General features: G+C 70.1%; 16 protein-coding genes. 8 read left to right on the top strand and 8 right to left on the bottom strand.

Annotated elements, in window-relative coordinates:
* Positions 1–19 precede the first annotated feature (19 nt).
* Entirely contained in the window at positions 20–1,069 is a 1,050-nt protein-coding gene (locus AC1Q49_RS06460; RefSeq protein ID WP_492491236.1) for a LacI family DNA-binding transcriptional regulator, read from the bottom strand.
* 88 nt (positions 1,070–1,157) lie between these two features.
* Between AC1Q49_RS06460 and AC1Q49_RS06455 the strand changes: the two genes are divergently transcribed.
* The 4 genes from AC1Q49_RS06455 (at position 1,158) to AC1Q49_RS06440 (ending at position 5,504) form a co-directional block, all read left to right on the top strand.
* Entirely contained in the window at positions 1,158–2,390 is a 1,233-nt protein-coding gene (locus tag AC1Q49_RS06455) for an MFS transporter (RefSeq protein WP_061782376.1), read from the top strand.
* A 109-nt stretch (positions 2,391–2,499) separates the two neighbouring features.
* The gene (locus AC1Q49_RS06450; protein ID WP_492491235.1) at positions 2,500–3,126 is read left to right on the top strand and encodes a hypothetical protein; all 627 of its coding nucleotides are present in this window, start codon (positions 2,500–2,502) and stop codon (positions 3,124–3,126) included.
* A 925-nt stretch (positions 3,127–4,051) separates the two neighbouring features.
* Positions 4,052–4,744 (top strand): endonuclease NucS, encoded by a 693-nt coding sequence (nucS, locus tag AC1Q49_RS06445; RefSeq protein ID WP_101307077.1) that lies wholly within the window; start codon positions 4,052–4,054, stop codon positions 4,742–4,744.
* 64 nt (positions 4,745–4,808) lie between these two features.
* Positions 4,809–5,504 carry an HAD hydrolase-like protein gene (locus tag AC1Q49_RS06440; RefSeq protein WP_060959626.1) on the top strand — a complete coding sequence of 232 codons (696 nt, stop codon included), beginning with the start codon at positions 4,809–4,811 and terminating at the stop codon, positions 5,502–5,504.
* A 149-nt stretch (positions 5,505–5,653) separates the two neighbouring features.
* Here AC1Q49_RS06440 and AC1Q49_RS06435 read toward each other — a convergent pair whose 3' ends face one another.
* A complete protein-coding gene (locus AC1Q49_RS06435; RefSeq protein ID WP_028496198.1) occupies positions 5,654–5,860 on the bottom strand; it encodes a cold-shock protein in 207 nt (68 codons plus the stop codon).
* A gap of 203 nt (positions 5,861–6,063) precedes the next feature.
* Here AC1Q49_RS06435 and AC1Q49_RS06430 point away from each other — a divergent pair, with 203 nt between their 5' ends.
* The 4 genes from AC1Q49_RS06430 (at position 6,064) to AC1Q49_RS06415 (ending at position 11,688) form a co-directional block, all read left to right on the top strand.
* Complete coding sequence (locus tag AC1Q49_RS06430) at positions 6,064–6,714, top strand: GntR family transcriptional regulator (RefSeq protein ID WP_492491234.1); 651 nt, start codon at positions 6,064–6,066, stop codon at positions 6,712–6,714.
* Positions 6,715–6,971: 257 nt separating this feature from the next.
* Positions 6,972–9,620 carry a class III lanthionine synthetase LanKC gene (lanKC, locus tag AC1Q49_RS06425; protein ID WP_492491233.1) on the top strand — a complete coding sequence of 883 codons (2,649 nt, stop codon included), beginning with the start codon at positions 6,972–6,974 and terminating at the stop codon, positions 9,618–9,620.
* Positions 9,621–9,718: 98 nt separating this feature from the next.
* A complete protein-coding gene (locus tag AC1Q49_RS06420; RefSeq protein WP_060959623.1) occupies positions 9,719–11,011 on the top strand; it encodes a sensor histidine kinase in 1,293 nt (430 codons plus the stop codon).
* Positions 11,008–11,688, top strand: a complete 681-nt coding sequence (locus AC1Q49_RS06415; protein ID WP_101307081.1) for a response regulator transcription factor — start codon at positions 11,008–11,010, stop codon at positions 11,686–11,688. The genes AC1Q49_RS06420 and AC1Q49_RS06415 overlap by 4 nt, the downstream gene beginning before the upstream one ends.
* A gap of 95 nt (positions 11,689–11,783) precedes the next feature.
* On the opposite strand, the gene AC1Q49_RS06410 is transcribed toward AC1Q49_RS06415, so the two are convergent.
* From AC1Q49_RS06410 to AC1Q49_RS06385, 6 genes are all read right to left on the bottom strand, one after another.
* Positions 11,784–12,335 (bottom strand): signal peptidase I, encoded by a 552-nt coding sequence (locus tag AC1Q49_RS06410; RefSeq protein ID WP_492491232.1) that lies wholly within the window; start codon positions 12,333–12,335, stop codon positions 11,784–11,786.
* A gap of 92 nt (positions 12,336–12,427) precedes the next feature.
* Positions 12,428–13,108, bottom strand: coding sequence for a hypothetical protein (locus AC1Q49_RS06405; RefSeq protein WP_492491231.1), 681 nt, complete (start codon positions 13,106–13,108; stop codon positions 12,428–12,430).
* Positions 13,109–13,121: 13 nt separating this feature from the next.
* Positions 13,122–14,378, bottom strand: a complete 1,257-nt coding sequence (locus AC1Q49_RS06400) for an RCC1 domain-containing protein (RefSeq protein WP_101307084.1) — start codon at positions 14,376–14,378, stop codon at positions 13,122–13,124.
* Positions 14,371–14,784, bottom strand: coding sequence for an LPXTG cell wall anchor domain-containing protein (locus tag AC1Q49_RS06395; RefSeq protein ID WP_157831659.1), 414 nt, complete (start codon positions 14,782–14,784; stop codon positions 14,371–14,373). Before AC1Q49_RS06395 ends, AC1Q49_RS06400 begins: the two co-directional genes overlap by 8 nt.
* Before the next feature lie 170 nt (positions 14,785–14,954).
* The gene (locus tag AC1Q49_RS06390) at positions 14,955–15,548 is read right to left on the bottom strand and encodes a hypothetical protein (RefSeq protein WP_101307086.1); all 594 of its coding nucleotides are present in this window, start codon (positions 15,546–15,548) and stop codon (positions 14,955–14,957) included.
* Positions 15,545–16,153, bottom strand: a complete 609-nt coding sequence (locus AC1Q49_RS06385; RefSeq protein WP_492491230.1) for a hypothetical protein — start codon at positions 16,151–16,153, stop codon at positions 15,545–15,547. Before AC1Q49_RS06385 ends, AC1Q49_RS06390 begins: the two co-directional genes overlap by 4 nt.
* Positions 16,154–16,156 lie beyond the last annotated feature (3 nt).

The raw sequence follows: 16,156 nt of genomic DNA, 5'->3' as shown, positions 1-16,156 counted from the left end.
GTCTACCCGGCGTGCGGGCCTAGCCGACCCGGGCGGTGGTGTTGCCGAGGCGGAAGGTGGAGATCAGATCGACGGATGCGGGCTCCCGCCCGTCGAGCATCGCGGCGATCGCGGCGCCTGCGGCGCGGCCCTTGTCGGTCGCGGGCTGCACGAGAGTGGTCAGCTCGTAGGGGGCAAGGCCGTCCACGGGCACCCCGTCGAAACCGGTGACGCTGACGTCTTCGGGCACGCGCAGCCCCGCGTCCTCCGCCGCGCGGATGACGCCCGCGGCGAGCAGGTCGCTCTGCGCGATCACCGCCGTGGGACGCGTCCGCGGGTCGGCGAAGAGCACCCGTCCCGCCGCGAACCCGTCGTCGATGGAGCTGCCCCCCGTCGCGAGCGCGGGCGCGTCGGGGAAGACGTCGCGTGCGCCCTGCAGGCGATCGCGGGTGACGTCGACGGTGATGTCGGCGTCGGGCGCGATCCAGCCGACGGTGCCCGCGGCATCCTGCCAAAGGGTGACGATCGCCACACGCGTGTGGCCGAGGTCGCGGATGTGCTCGGCCGCCCGGCGCTCCGCCTCGCGGTTGTCGAGGCCGATGCGCGGGATGCCCTCGCCCGCGTCGCCCTCCACCACGACCACGGGGATGCCGCGCGCCAGCACGATCGGCAACGACTCCCGCAGCGACCCGTCGCATCCGATCAGGACGGCCGCGTCGATCGATGCCGTCGTGAGGGTGGGGGCGTTCTCGATGTCGAGCTCCGCGTCTCGGCGCAGCAGCAGCAGGCCGGCGCCGAGCGGAGCGACCGCCTCCGCCAGACCGTCCATGAGCAGACGCTGCACGGGGTCGACGAACATGAAGTTGAGCGACGAGCCGACCACGACGGCGACGATGCCGCTGCGACCCAGTCGCAGCGACGCCGCGCGCGGATCGGGACCCGTGTAGCCGAGCGAGGCGGCCGCGTCCATGACGCGCAGCCGAGTGGTGTCGGAGACCGGTGTCTTGCCGCTGAAGACGACGGACGCCGTCGACGGCGACACGCCCGCGACCCGAGCGACGTCGGCGATGGTGGCGCGGCGGTTCGTCACTCCCCGATGGTAACTCGCGTCAGAGGCGATCCGAAACGATTCGTCGAATCGTTTCGGCGGGGGTCGAATCGATTCGCTAAGGTGAAGTGTGATCACCAGAACCACGCTCGATCGTCGCGGACTCGTCCGATGGCGCACCGCGATCTTCACCCTGTTCCTCCTGAGCGGAGTGACGTTCGCGTCGTGGGCGTCGCGCCTGCCGGCCGTCAAGCAGAACCTGGGCATCGACGACTTCGAGGTCGGCATCCTGCTCTTCGCGATGGGCGCGGGCTCGCTCCTGGGAGTGATGTCCGCGAACGTCATCGTGGTGCGGTGGGGAGCCAAGCGAGGGCTGTCGGTCACGATCGTCGGGGTCGCCGTCGGCCTCTTCCTCGCCGCCCTCGGCGTCGATGCGCTCTCCTCCTACGCGGTCGCCGTCGCGGGCCTCGCCATCCTCGGGCTGTGCTTCGGCGCGACCGACGTCATGATGAACGTCGAAGCGGCCGCCGTCGAGCAGGCCTTCGAGCGGACGCTGATGCCGCTGTTCCACGCGTTCTTCAGCCTCGGCACGGTCGCCGGGGCCGGTGTCGGCGTCGCGATGGCGGCGTGGGGCGTCGGGGCCTCCTGGCACCTCGGCACGGTCGCCGTGGTCTGGCTGATCGTGACCGCCAACGCGTTGCGCGCGATTCCCGCGCAGGCGCTGGCTGTCGTCGACTCCGAGGCCGTGGCCCCGTCGCGGGGCGCGCGCCTGCACGCGGCCCTGGAGGTGTGGCGCGACCCGCGCACCTACGCCATCGGCGCCATCATCCTCGGCATGGCCTTCGCCGAAGGCAGCGCCAACGACTGGCTGACCATCGCCGTGGTCGACGGCCACGGCGAGTCGGAGGCGATCGGCGCGATCTTCCTCACCGTGTTCTCCGTGTCGATGACCGTCTTCCGCGCCGCCGGCGGCCCGCTCGTCGACCGCATCGGACGCGTGTGGACCCTCCGCGCCCTCTCGATCGCGGCGGGCCTCGGCCTGATCGTGTTCATCCTCGCGCCCAACCTCCCGCTCGCCTTCGTGGGCGTCGCGCTGTGGGGCGCCGGCGCCTCGCTCGGCTTCCCGCTCGGCATGTCGGCGGCGGCGGACGACCCCCGCAAGGCCGCCGCGTCGGTGTCGGCCGCGGCGACGATCGGCTACGTCGCCTTCCTGTGCGGGCCGCCCGTCCTGGGCTGGGTCAGCCACCAGATCGGCATCCTGAACACCCTCTGGATCATCGTGGCGCTCATCGCGATGAGCGGCTTCGCCTCCGGAGCGGCCAAGCCCATCGCCGGCTCGAAGGTCGGCGTCGGCCACCACTGACTCGCGCGTCCGAGGGCGGATGCCGCCTCCCGGGAGCCGTGGATGCGTGAACGGATGTCGGAGGGTCGCGAGACGATCGAGGTATGACGGACGTCGCGCCGGGGGCGTCATGGAGGCCGGCAGCGGTGGCCGGTTCGTGGCCGCGCTGGCGGGTCTCGTCGACGAGACCGACGCGGTGGCTCGTGCGGTGACGGCGGCGCAGGTGGCCGAGGTGCGGGTGCTCGCGCGCGCCGGTCGGCTGGCAGAGCAGGAGACCGCGACCCTGCGCGGGTCGGTACGCGAGCACGACATGGTGCTGCGCTCGATCGCCGCGGAGCTCGGCGGGGTGCTGCGGGTGACCGACCGCACGGTGCAGCAGCGCATCGGTGAGGCGCGCGAACTCGTCGAGGGCTTTCCGGCGACACTTCAGGCGTGGGAGTCGGGGAGGATCACGCGTGGTCATGTCCGCGTGATCGTCGACGCCGGTGGCCCTGGCCGAGAGGATATCTCTCCCAGCCGGAACGAATCATCACATAGCCAGAGCCATCCACCCTGCGTGTCAGCAGAGCGTGACGTAGGGCGACCAAGCAGTCCATGCACTGGTCGTGAGTCCACCCTGGACCTGAACACACGTCGACCCGGGAGCGTAAACCTGGTAACCGTACGCCCAGCCGCCGGGGTAAAGGTCGCTGCTTGTGATGGCGCCCGAGTCGGGCAGAGATCCTTGCGCGTAACGACGGATGTACGTCTTACTTAAGGCATCCGAGGTGCCGCTGTTGTAGACGCGTACCCAGTTCGTCTGACAACTCGGCGAGTAGCGGACCTCCATGTACCCGACGAGAGGCCCCGACCCGTTGGCGTACAGGTTGTAGGTCTTGATGGGGTAAGAGCCGCTTGCGCAGTAGTCGGGCCCGCCTGCCGGATCGGTGTTGTCGAACCCTGTCCCCGAAGTTGCGGATGCTGGGACGGCGGTTGAGCCGACGAGGAGAGCGACCAGTGCTGCTCCTATGGTGATTCGCTTGCCGAAACTGAGGCGCATAGCTAATCCCTTCTTCAATGCAACGTCCGTCGCGTTGGTAGGTCTCTGCGCGACTCATGGCTTCGCGGAACACGGGGCCAACTCCCGATGAGGCTCAAGTTAGCCGTCGCCATTGAGGCGATGAATCCCACAAATGAGTGAAACCGCCGTACGCCGTGGCGACGCTGAAGCGTGGCCTCATAGAGGTCGACTCCCTGACGGCAGCGCACTCCGTGTATGTCGCTGCGTGGGTGCCCCTGAGAGCCATCGATATGAGGGGTGGACGGTAGCGTAGGGTCAAGCCGCAAAGCACGGGAGGAAGCGTTGGGTCGCTACAACCTTGAGCAGCTCGGACCCGTTGGCTTCCAGGATCTGGCGGCGTCTCTCGCACTTGCCGTGTTCGGCCCAGGCGTTCAGACACTTGGCTCTGGACGAGACGGTGGCCGCGATATGACCTGCACGGGACGCACGCAGTGGCCCTCCGAAGGCGATGCACGCGGTGAGATCTGGGACGGATACACCGTGGGATTCGTCACGAGTCCTTCACCACCGGCTCCCGAACGCTCCCCGCGGGAGTCTCCCCCACCGTTCTGACGGTCACCCAGCGATGTCCCGGTGCTACCCCGGCGATGATCGCGCGCCCGGAGACTGCGAGACTGGACGGGTGCGTCTCATCATCGCCCGCTGCTCCGTCGACTACTCCGGACGGCTGAACACCCATCTTCCGCTCGCCACGCGTCTCATCATGATCAAGGCCGACGGGACGGTCGCGTTCCATCGAGACATCCAACACGCCCCCCTCAACTGGATGAGCCCGCCCTGCACGCTCACCGTCGAGGTGCCGGATGCCGAGTCGATCGCCGCCGGCGTGCAGGAGCACTGGCGGGTGACGCACGCGAAGACCGGCGACGCCCTGCTGGTGCGCATCTACGAGGTGCTGCACGACTCCTCGCACGAGCTGGGCGTCGACCCCGGACTGCAGAAGGACGGCGTCGAGGCCGACCTGCAGCGACTGCTGGCCGAGCAGGTCGAGGTCATCGGCGACGGGCTCACCCTCGTGCGACGCGAGTTCCCGACGGCGATCGGACCCGTCGACCTGCTGCTGCGCAACCCCGCGGGCGGCACGATCGCCGTCGAGGTGAAGCGTCGCGGCGACATCGACGGCGTGGAGCAGCTCACCCGCTATCTCGACCTGTTGAACCGCGACCCGCACCTCGCACCGGTGGCGGGCGTGTTCGCGGCGCAGGAGATCAAGCCGCAGGCCAAGACGCTCGCCGGCGACCGCGGCATCCGTTGCGTGACCCTCGACTACGAGGGCATGAAGGGCATCGAGTCGGGCGCGCCGCGGCTGTTCTGACCCCGGCATCCGCGCCCCCGGGACGGCGGTCTGCGTCGGCCCTCCCGCTCGTTAGGCTGAGGGCATGGCGTTGAGATCTCCGTGGACCTGTGTGCTGTGGGACGTCGACGGGACTCTCGTCGACGCCTCCGACGGGATCCTGCGTCGTCTGACGACCGCGCTGGAGCACTTCGGCAAGCCCGCGCCGACGCGCGAGGAGCTCGTCCACTGGATCGGTCCGCCGATGTTCGAATCGTTCCAGACGAACGTGGGGATGTCGCCCGCCGAGGCCACCGAGGCGGTCGCCTTCTACCGCACCCTCGGGAAGGCCGACGGCTACACGACCGGAGCGCGGCTCTACCCCGGCGTCGCCGACATCATCGCCGAGCTGGACGACGCGGGCGTCGCTCAGGCCACGGCGAGCTCGAAGCCGGAGGTGCAGGTGGTCGCCCTCATGGAGCACTTCGACCTGGCCCCGCACCTGCAGGCGATGGCCGGATCGACGCCCGATGAGAAGACCCTCGCGTCGAAGTCGGACATCGTCGCCGAGGCGCTGCGGCGCCTGCGCGCCGCGGGAGCCGACACGAGCCGGCCCGTCCTGATCGGTGACCGACACCACGATGTCGACGGCGGTGCGGCACAGGGAGTGCCGGTGATCTTCGTGCGATGGGGATTCAGCTGGCCGCACGAGGCGGACGGCGCCGCGGCGGCCGTCGACGACGCCGCGCAGTTGCGCGCGCTCCTCCTCATCGACGACGCGGCATCCGCTCCCGCGGATTGACGTCGACCGCGTGGGCGGTCGACGACCCGACGCGGAACCGTCACCACGGAGGCGGGCTCACGCGCCGAAGGAGCCGCCGCCGCACCGTGACGGTGGGCGACGGCTCACGCCGACGTGAAAACGGCCCGCTCGGAAGCGGGCCGTTCAACTCACAGGGGGCGGATGTTCTCCGCCTGCAGGCCCTTGGGGCCCTGGGCGATCTCGAACTCGACGCGCTGGTTCTCCTCGAGCGAGCGGTAGCCGCCCGACTGGATGGCGGAGTAGTGGGCGAAGACGTCAGCGCCGCCCTCATCGGGAGCGATGAACCCGAAGCCCTTCTCCGAGTTGAACCACTTGACGGTACCGCTGGTGCTCATGAACTGCCTTACTGACGTGCGACGACGACGCGACTGCGCCGACGGGGTCCACGCTAACGGTCGGCATCCTCGCGCGCAGTACCAGATGAGACAAGGTGACACAAACGTTGCAAGAACTCCGCCGAAAGTGGCAACGCCGCCGCCCCGGCGCAGGGGTCCTCGGGGTGTTTCCGGGCGCAGGCGGACGTACACTCTTCCCAGCGATGTCCCCGAAACTCTCGCCCATCGATCACAGCGATCTGACCAGCGGCGTCAGCCTCAGCGATGAGGTCTACGCCCGCATCGGCGCGGCGATCCTCGACGGCACCCTCGCGCCCGGCGAGCGCCTGCGCGACGTCGACATCGCGACGCAGTTGGGCATCTCCCGCACCCCGGTGCGGGAGGCGCTGCAGCGGCTGGAGCGATTCGGCCTCGTGGAGGTCGCCGTCGGCCGCTACACCCGTGTCTCCGTCCCGGACGACCGCGTGCGCCGTGAGACCGGGGTCTTCACGGCCTACCTCATGGGCAACGCCGTCCGTCTCGCGCTCAGCGCCGCAACGGACGAGGAACTGGCCGTGATCGTCGCGACAGCGGATGCCGTCGTCGACAGTGCCCGCGCGGAGGACGTCGCCCTCCTCTTCGCGAAGTGCACCGAGATGTTCGAGCTGGTGACCCGCGCCACGCACAACTCGGTGTTCATCGGCGTCGTGCGCGAAGCCGCGCTCGCCATCGAACGCAACCTGCGGGGGTGGGAGCCCTTCCTCACCGACACGGTCCGACGCGTGGACCTCTTCGTGCGGCTGCGCGCACAGATGCACGCCCGCGACGGCGCCGGGGCGGAGCAGAGCCTGCGGGAGCTGCACGGCGTCGCCTGATCCGGGCCGACCGACTCGCCGGCATCCGCGAGGCGTCGTGAGACAGCCTGTCGCATCATCCATTTGAATGAAAGACGCCCACGGGTCTCGACGGCGGGATGCCGAGGCGCGCGGCCTCGGATCCGCATGATCACGCGGATCCGAGGCACCGGGAGGCCCTCAGAGGCACCGCCGCCGGCTGTCGACGTGGGCGGAGAGCGCCACCCACGGCGCGCACAATGTGCTCGCCGATACAGGACTTCGCCCGAGGAGACGCCGTGGACGCCGCACATGCTGCCTTCGCCCGCGCGGACGCGTTGTTCTACGACAAGCCGGGCCGACGCGACACCGACTCGTCGGCACGGTTCGAGGTGCCGGACTCCCGGGACTGGACCCTGTGGACCCGCGTCGACGACGACCACTGGACCCACTGGCTGCCGCGCACGGCGGGCCTTCCCGACCAGGGCTGGAAGATCCACGTCAGCGTCGTGCCCGCCACCGCCGCGGCGACCCTCGATGCGGTCGCGGCCTTCTGCCACCATCATCTCCTCGCCTTCAAGCACGTGCGCAGCCGCCTGCACCTCGGCTTCAGCCTCGGAAAGGACGCGGATCGCGGCGCGGCGGGAAAGTTCATCACCGTCTATCCGCCCGACGATCACCGCCTCCGCGTGGCGCTCGAGGGTCTCGATGCGCTCATCGGCGGATGCCCGGGGCCCTACATCCTCTCCGACGTGCGCTGGCGGCAGGGTCCGCTGTTCGTCCGCTACGGCGCGTTCCTCACCCAGACCGTCGTCCACGAGGGCCGCTCGGTGCCCGCGCTGCGCGATCTGCGCACCGGCGAGCTCGTGCCCGACGTGCGGGCGCCGTCCTTCCGCTGTCCCGACTGGGTGCGCCCGCCGGCGTTCCTGCAGGAGGAGATCGACGCCCTCGGCGACATGACGCCGCCGCCCGGGTTCCCGCGGATCACGGCCGCGCTGCACCACTCCAACGCGGGCGGCGTCTACGCCGCGATGATCGACGATCAGCCGGTCGTCCTGAAGGAGGCCCGGCCCCACAGCGGATGGACCCCCGACGGCCGCGACGCGGTGGACCGCCTCGTCGACGAGGAGCGCACGCTCGCGCGCATCCCGGACTCGGTCTCGGCGCCGCGTTCCGTGGGCGTGCTCCGTGCGCACGGCCATCGTTTCCTCGCGCTCGAGCACGTCGCCGGGTCGTCGTTGATGGATGCCGTGGTGTTGCGCAACCCGCTGACGGATCGCACGAGCACCCCCGCGGACATCGCGTCGTATCGCGAGTGGGCGCTCGGCGTGGGCGCGGAGCTCCGGCGGCAGGTGCGCCGACTCCACGCCTCCGGGCTGACCCACGGCGACCTGCATCCGCGCAACGTGCTCGTCACCGACGACGGGGCCGTGTCTCTGCTCGACTTCGAGATGTCGCTTCCGGTGTCGGCACGCGCCGGTGCGCCGGTGGGCGCACCGGGTTTCGTCGCCCCCGGGTCGCCCTCGCCGCGGGCGCGGGACGAGTACGCGCTCGCGTGCGTCGAGCTGTTCATGTTCCTGCCCCTCACCGCGCTGCTGCCGTTGGACGCCGACAAGGCGCACCAGCTGCTGCGCACAGCGAGCGAGCACTTCGACCTCGACGATCGGTGGGTGGCCGACCGGGCCCGCGTGCTCGAGCGCGCGACGCGTGGGCGCGGCCGGCGGCGCGCGCGACCGGATGCGCCGCGGGCGACGATGGACGAGATCGCGCACACCCTCTCCCGCGACGGCGTCCCCGACCGCGACGACCGGCTGTGGCCCGGCGATCCCCGTCAGTTCGAGGAGCCCCCGTATGCGCTCGGCTTCGGCGCCCTCGGGGTGGGTGCCGCGCTGGCCGCCGCCGGGGTCGCGCTCAGCGAGGCGCAGCGCGACTGGGTCCGCGACGCCCTCTCGGGCGATCTGTCGCGTGAGCCCATCGGACTCATGAACGGCCTGGCCGGTGCGGTGTGGGGATGCCGCGCCGTCGGCATGCCGGACGTCGCCGACCACCTCCTCGACGAGATCGTCCGCCGCGACTGGCGCGAGCTCGACGCGACGCTGTACTCCGGCATCCCGGGCGTCGCCCTGACCTTGCTCGCCGATGCCGACGAGCACCCGCGGTGGGGCGTCGCGGCGAGCGCGATGGGACGGCTGCTGCGCGACCGCCTCGACGCCGCCCCGCGTCGCGACCGCGTCGCGACGAGTCGCGGCGGACTGTTCGCGGGCGCGACCGGGACGGCGCTCCTCGGTCTCCGGCTGTACGAGACCTACGGAGACCGCGCCCACCTCGACCTCGCCGCGCGCGCTCTCGACGTCGACCTCGCCACCCTCACCGCGGCGCCGGACGGCGGGCTGCACGTGAATGAGGGCTGGCGGCTCATCCCCTATCTCGGCTACGGGTCCGCGGGCATCGGGCTGGTCCTCGCGCAGTTCCTCGACGTGACTCCGGGAACGGACCGGCACCATCGCGCCCTCGACGGCATCCTCGCCGCCGCGACGGGTCCGTTCAGCGTGCAGGCCGGACTGCTCCACGGTCGCGCGGGGCTCATCCACGTGCTCGCGGAGGCGGAGCGGCTCGGTTTCGGGTCGGTCGACGCCCGCCGGGCGCGCGAGCGGCACGTGGCCGCCCTCGACCTGCACACCGTGCGCGGAGCCGGCGCGAGCGAGGTGCGCTTCGCGGGTGACGGTCTGATGCGGGCCTCGTGCGATCTCGCGTCCGGAGCCGCGGGCGTCCTCGTCGCGCTCACGAGTCACACCGCGGCGGGAGAAGGTGTGGGGACACTCCCGGGGGCCCTCGGATTCCTCGGGCCGTTCGGATCACGCGCACGGCGTGATCCCCGACGAGGGAAGGGAGGTGAGAGGGATGGGGTTCCTTCTCTCCCTGCAGGCACTGGAGGGCGAACACGGTGACGGTCATGGTGCCGTCGGCGTCAGTCACGTCAGCAGTGCGTGCAACAGCAGCTTCTCCAGCGTCTGCTGAGCACAGAGCGCTCCCGTACTGTCGTGACATGACGAGTCACGATCCCGCCGGGGCGTCGGCGCTGCTGACGCCCCGGCGATACGACATCCTCGGCTCCCGTCGCACTGCGGTGCTCTTCTCGGTCACGGTGTTCGTCACGACGCTCATCCAGGTGCTCTCCAACCCGGTCTCGCTCCTGATGGAGGGCTACATGTCCTGGGAGCTCCCGCTTCCGGAGTGGGCGGTCATGACGGTCATCGTCGCCGGATGCGCCGTGCAGTCGGTGGCCCTCGTATGGGCCGAGCGGATGCCGCACCAGGCGGTGCTGATCACGGTGGCCACCTACCTGCTGATCGCCGTCGGGCTGCAGATCCCGTCGTGGCTGTCGGCCATGTACCTCGTGATCTCGGCCGCCCTCTTCCTCCTGGCCACCCGACTCAGCGCCCTCGCCACCGTGCTGTGGACATCGGGGGTGATCGCCGCGGTCGTGATCGCCCTCTTCCTCGCGCTGCTCAGTTGGGGACGCAGCGTCGGCGAGGCGCAGGCGTACGTGCTGCGCGAGTCGGCGGGATTCACGATGCCGGCGATCGCCGTCGCGGCGCTGGGCCTGTGGTGGGGGACGCAGGCGCGACGCGTGGAGCGCGCGAGCGAGGAGGCCGCCCTGGCGAAGCAGGAGCACGATCGGCGTATCGAAGAGGCGCAGCGCGCGGAGCGGGCACGCATCGCGCAGGAGCTGCACGACGTCGCCGGCCAGCACCTCGCCGGCCTCATCACGCTCGCCGAGGCGGCGGCGACCCTCGTCGACACCCAGCCCCAGCGGGCGATGGAGCTGGTGGCGTCGGTGAAGAACGAAGGCAGGTTCGCGGCCGCGAGCGTCACCGGTGCGCTCTCCGATCTGCGCGCGACCGGCGCCGAGCCGCCGTCGAAGACCGCCGACCTGCGGCGCGCGTGGGAGCTCGCCGAGTACTGGGACCGGATCGGGATGTCGGTCGAGGTGGACGTCGTCGGTTCCCTCGACGACCTTCCGGTCGTCGTCTCCAGCACCGCGTACCGCGCGCTCCAGGAGGCGCTGACGAACGTCGCGAAGCACGCCGCGGGTGCGCCCGTGCGGGTCCGGATCCGCGTCGACGCCTTCCTCGACATGGTCATCGAGAACGACGCGGACGGCGGACGGGTCAAGCCGGCCTCCGACGTCGGCCTCGGGTGGGGGTTGGCGTCGATGCACGAGAGGACGCTCCTGCTGCGCGGCACCCTCACGGCGGGCCCCGTCGCCGGAGGCGGGTGGCGTGTGCACCTGCGGGTGCCGCTGAACGAGGAGGCGCTCGTGAGGGATCGACGATGACCGCGGCCCCCGCCCGCATCCGCGTGCTCATCGCCGACGACAATCGAGCGGTGCGACTGGGCATGCGGCTGCAGCTCGACAGCGTCCCCGACATCCTCGTCGTCGGGGAAGCGGCCAACGGGGCCGACGCGCTCACCGCCGCGCGCACCGAGCGGCCGGACGTGGTCCTGATGGACCTGCAGATGCCCGGCGTCGACGGCATCGAGGCGACCCGTCAGCTCACCGCACCGGATGCCGAGCACCCGGCGGCCGTCGTGGTGATGACGAGCTTCGCCGTCGACGGATACGTGCGCGACGCGCTGGATGCCGGCGCGGCGGGCTACCTGCTCAAGACGCACGACTCGCACTACCTCGTCGACGCGATCCGCGCGGCGGCGCGTGGGGAGGCCGTGGTCTCGCCCCGGATGATGGCCCCCGTCCTCAAGGAGTTCGTGCGCCGCGGGCGTCCCGCGTCGGGCGACGCGCTCCCCTCGTCGCTGTCGCCCGCCGAGCGCCGTGTGGTCTCGATCCTCGCGAGCGGGGTGACGAGCAACGAGGACATCGCGGCGCATCTGAAGGTCTCGGCGCACACGGTGCGGTCGCAGTTGCAATCCGCCATGCGCAAGACCGGCGTCGCCGACCGCACGCAGCTCGCGCTGTGGGCGGTGCGCCGCGGCCTGGAGCGGGACGACGTCTGAGCACCGGCGTGGGTCAGGGCGACGTAACCTCCACCGCGTGGGTCACAACACTGCTGCTGAACCGGTGCGAAGACGAGCCGGGGAGGAGGAGAGTACTACCTCCCCTCCTCCCCGGTTCGGGCCGTAGTGGCCCCACCGGCGTTCGCCGGTGACGCGCCGCCCCCCAGCGGCGCTGCCTGTGGATGCCGCAGACGGTGCGGATCGAGAAGGAAGACGACGATCAGCACCAGGGCGGATGCAACGGCGAAGCCGATGCCGTACCCGGTTTTGAGCACCATCGCGACCGTTCCCATGTACGGAACGTGGAAGACATAGAGGCCGGCAGTGTCAACGGCGTACGGCTCAGGATCGTCAGTGGCGTTCGCGTCGCCGCGAAGCGTGACATCGACCGTGGTGCCGTCTACGTCATGGACGGACGTCACACGATGAGTGATGAGTCCGAGCCCACGAGGGCGCTCGAGCGTTGCGATGTCGCCGACGGTGAGCTCGGCTGCCGGAACCGTCCGTGAGAAGACGACTGACCCGACCGGGAGAGTCGGCTCCATGCTGCCGGAGAGCACGATGAGCGGCCGCACTCCGAACGCGAACGACACCCCGAAGACGAGCACGCACACGATCCCGAGCACCGCCGCGGAGGTGAGGATCACCGAGCGCAGCAGGCTCCACGCGAACCAGAGCCGGGACGAGTGGCCCGACAACGACCTCCCGCGTCGGGATCGCCTCGTCGTCATCGACGCTGTCATGGCTTGCGCGAAGCGGCGTCGAACCGGACGGCCAGCGCCGACTGCCCGCCGTTGAGGCTTTCGACCCCTGCCACGTCGAGGTAGCGGATCGTGAGAGTGATGATGTCGGAGCTCGCAGTGGCACCCGGAGTGTAGGCGTCGCCTGCAACGAGCGGCTGCTCGCCTCGTGCCGACAGGGTTCCCAGACTGGCGTGAGCGTCTGCCAGTGCAGCATCCGAGAAGAGCACGCTCCCGTCCGCCCTCGATGCCGTGAACCGGAGATACGGCGTGATGTTCGGCACGGATGGCGACACCGCGCCCGTCCCATCGCGGGCCACCAGGGTGACGACCGTGTCCGCGTCCAGGTCTGTGGTGTTGTTGAAGACCGGGATCTGCGTGACGACGGTGCGGCCGGGAACGAGGGTCTCTGCGTCTGTCACGGGCCAGGCGTAGCCGGCCGGCGCATCGGCCTGCTCGACCGTGCCGTCGGGCAGAACGATCCCGATGTCGAAATGCCCCTGATAGCCGACCCCGGCGTCTCCCGCGAGATTCATGTTCGCCTGGTCCGTATAGGCCGCTGAGGTCGCCGCTGCGGTGACGACCACCGCGCCGACCACAGCGATCGCGCCGGCAGCGACGGCGAGCGCGAAACGCCTGGTTGTACGTCGGGGCGCGCGGTCTCGAGCACGAATACGCATGTCGCGTTCTCCCTTACTGCGCGATCATCGAAAGGTCCCAGGAGACCTTGCGGTTGGTGGTGGTGCCGACGCTGGGCAGACCGATCGCGCCCTGTGGGTTGTATCCGCGACCCCAGAACGTACCGTCGCCACGCTGCCAGATGTAGTAGCCCTGCCCGGCGGCGAACTGGCGCACGTCGTCGTCGACCTTCGTCGGGGCCTGGGGCAGCTGACCATAGTCATCGCTGGCCCCGTAACCCCACAACGAGCCGTCGTTCTTGGCCATGACGACCCCCGTCAGGCCGAACTGCATCGAGGTGATGCCGCTCAGAGTGGTGACGAGCGCGGGCGTACCGGGGGTGCCGGATCGGTTGCCGATGCGCGTCGCAGACCCGCCCCAGCTGAGGAAGGTTCCATCAGACAGGAGCGCTCCTCCCATGGAGATGCCCCCGTCGACGGCGACGATGTGCGGCTGCCCGGTCGCGACGGTGGAGGCGAACCAGGGCGACAGTGATGTGAGCTTCACCGCCGTGGTCCCGCTGGAGTAGCCGGTCGGGGTACTGGAGGTGCCGCCCCACGCGTAGACGTCGCCGTTCTCCAAGATCACGAAGAAGTTCGTGTACGCGCCCTTGATGTAGACGGGTCGATTGCCGGCGACGGTGGGGTCGGGCAGTCCGGTGAGCTTCTGCGCACCCGAGACGGTCGAGCCGCCGTATGCACTGGATCCCCACTTGTACACCTCCCCCGTGTTCGTGATCGCCGCGCCGGCCATCTCTGTGGACGCGATCGTCAGAGCTCCGGTCAGGAGCGGCCCCGTGCCGTTCCATGCGGTGCCGATGCGGATCTGTCGGGGTTGATTGGCCGATGAGGATGCGCTCGTCCCATTGCGGCTGTTGTAGGCTCCCCAGCCGTATACGGTCCCGTCCGCCGCCAGCGCGTTGGCGTCGTAGATCATGCCGGAGATCTGCTTGATGCCGTCGGGAAGCGGGACGGCCTGAGGCGCGCGGTCGCCGAGGAGAGGTGAGGTCGAACCCGAGATCTCCGACGAGCCTCCGAACCATCCCCAGACGTACACGCGGCCGTCGTTGCCGAGCGCGATGCCGGTGTCGACCATGCGCGCGTTCCTCGCGAGCCCCGGTCGGAAGGGCGCCGACGCCTCAGCGGCGATCGAGTCCGTGCGCGCGTGAGCGACATCCTGGTAGGCGGCACTCGTCCCCGCGACGCCGGCGAGGAGGCCGACAGCGGCGAGTCCGGCGGCCAGGGCGAGCAGGCGACGGTTCGTCTTACGCATCAGTGCGGGCCTTTCGTCGAGTGAGTAGCAAGACACCGAGGGTGAGAAGAGCGCCACCCAGAAGCAGGAACACGATCGGTGCCGTCCCACCGGTCTGCGCGAGGGGCGTCCGTGGATCGACCGCAACGAACTCGAACACGAGCTCGCCGCTGAGCCCCTGGTAGGAGTTGTCCGCCGAGCGCGGGAGGCTGGCGGTACCGGAGAGCGCATACGTCGCGCCTGCGGGCAACGAGGGCAGGACGATCAGCTGGCCGATGAGATCCCCCGCCGCCAACGGGCCGACCACGATGCCACCTGTCGCGTCGCGAACGGTGACCTCCAGTGGTGTCGCACCGACGAAAAGCGGTACGCGCTCGCCGCTGACCCGCAGCGAGAGAGGCACAGCGACGGAGGTGACGTTGGTCACGGTCATCGTCCAGTCCATGGCATGGCCGGGCGCAGGAGTATCGATCCCGATCGTCGTGGGTGCCGCATCTATGAGATCGTCCTGGGCGGCAGCCGGAGCGGCGGCCGTCCATACGGTGAGAGCGGCCAGTAGGACAGCGGTCCTCCATGTACGGAGGCGGGAGATGCGCGTCATCGGCTCGTCCCGTTCGTCTGCAGTCCGATCGCCGTCGACGTGCCCGCCACGCTGAGACCCGCGCCGGTCGCGATGACGGCGTCGACCCGCACGTGGTGTTCGATGCCCGGCTCGACCGCAGTGAAGCCAAGGCCGGCCGCATTCACGGTGTCAGCGGTGGCGTCAGTGATCGCCGGTGTCGCCGAGCCGTCCAGGTACAGGCTGAACCGCAGCGATCCGAACAGATCGGAGGACTGTGGATCCGGGTCGTAGAGCGAGAGCATGAGATCGCCCGTGACGCCGGGGGTGCGGTTCGCGATCGTGACGTCGAAGCGCACCGGTGTTCCCTCCGTGAACACGGTGCCCGAGGTGACGGGAAGCACGACCGCGTCGGCTCGAGTCACCGCGTCCTGTAGTTCGTTCTGTGCGTCGCGCACCGCGATATCGAAGCGGTGGGGGTTTCCGATCCCCGATCCTTCGCTGCCGGTGCCCAAGAAGACGAGAGCGGCGTCGGTGTACGCGGCAGCGGTGACCCCGCCGCAGGCGAGGAGGACAGCGCCGGCGGCGAGGAGCAGGCGTCGCGTCCCGGAGCGGCGAGGAGTGCCGGTCATGAGTTCTCCGCTTCGAAGTGGAACTGTACGGCTGTGCTGGCGCCCTGCCATCGGTTGTCGACACTCGGCGGCAGATCGATCTGCACGTCCAACACCATGTCGTCGCCCGAGGCGAGTGCGGCGGACCACACGTACGTCGTCAATGCGGTCGCAGGGACGTGGTCGAAAAGGACGGTCGATCCCTGCTTCACCGTGAAGACGAGCTGATCGAACAGCTCGACATAGCGCCCGGTCGTCGGGTCGATCTCCTGCCCGCGGGGCTGAGGATCGACGATGTCCAACGAGAGCGTCCCGGCCAGCGCGGGACTGTTGTTCTGAACGGCAACCCTCAGCGCGAGCACGCCGCCGGGCGCGAGCGTGGCCCCGCTGTGCAGCGCGACCTCGTACGCACCAGGGTTGCCCTGCTGCCAATCCGAGGGACTCGGCTCCCACCCGGTTGCGTCGCTGCCGGCGGTGCGGATGTCGAACGTCGTGCGCGTGCCGTCCAGCGCGACGCGCACATCGGCGAGATCGACGAACGCTGCGGCGGTGGTGAGTGCGCCGATGGCGAGGACGGCACCGGCGGCAATGATGAGCCGACGGGCCCCGAGTCTGAGGACGGGCATGGG

It is taken from the genome of Microbacterium sp. MPR-TSA4, from assembly GCF_058792815.1.
Note: the sequence above shows the minus strand (reverse complement) of the source record. Positions and strands in the feature narration are given on the sequence as shown.

Coding starts and splice junctions, on each gene's coding strand:
- AC1Q49_RS06435 (WP_028496198.1), bottom strand. CDS start 5,860: ATGAGCACCAGCGGTACCGTCAAGTGGTTCAACTCGGAGAAGGGCTTC.
- AC1Q49_RS06440 (WP_060959626.1), top strand. CDS start 4,809: ATGGCGTTGAGATCTCCGTGGACCTGTGTGCTGTGGGACGTCGACGGG.
- AC1Q49_RS06390 (WP_101307086.1), bottom strand. CDS start 15,548: ATGACCGGCACTCCTCGCCGCTCCGGGACGCGACGCCTGCTCCTCGCC.
- AC1Q49_RS06385 (WP_492491230.1), bottom strand. CDS start 16,153: ATGCCCGTCCTCAGACTCGGGGCCCGTCGGCTCATCATTGCCGCCGGT.
- AC1Q49_RS06400 (WP_101307084.1), bottom strand. CDS start 14,378: ATGCGTAAGACGAACCGTCGCCTGCTCGCCCTGGCCGCCGGACTCGCC.
- AC1Q49_RS06430 (WP_492491234.1), top strand. CDS start 6,064: ATGTCCCCGAAACTCTCGCCCATCGATCACAGCGATCTGACCAGCGGC.
- AC1Q49_RS06405 (WP_492491231.1), bottom strand. CDS start 13,108: ATGCGTATTCGTGCTCGAGACCGCGCGCCCCGACGTACAACCAGGCGT.
- AC1Q49_RS06420 (WP_060959623.1), top strand. CDS start 9,719: ATGACGAGTCACGATCCCGCCGGGGCGTCGGCGCTGCTGACGCCCCGG.
- AC1Q49_RS06415 (WP_101307081.1), top strand. CDS start 11,008: ATGACCGCGGCCCCCGCCCGCATCCGCGTGCTCATCGCCGACGACAAT.
- AC1Q49_RS06450 (WP_492491235.1), top strand. CDS start 2,500: ATGGAGGCCGGCAGCGGTGGCCGGTTCGTGGCCGCGCTGGCGGGTCTC.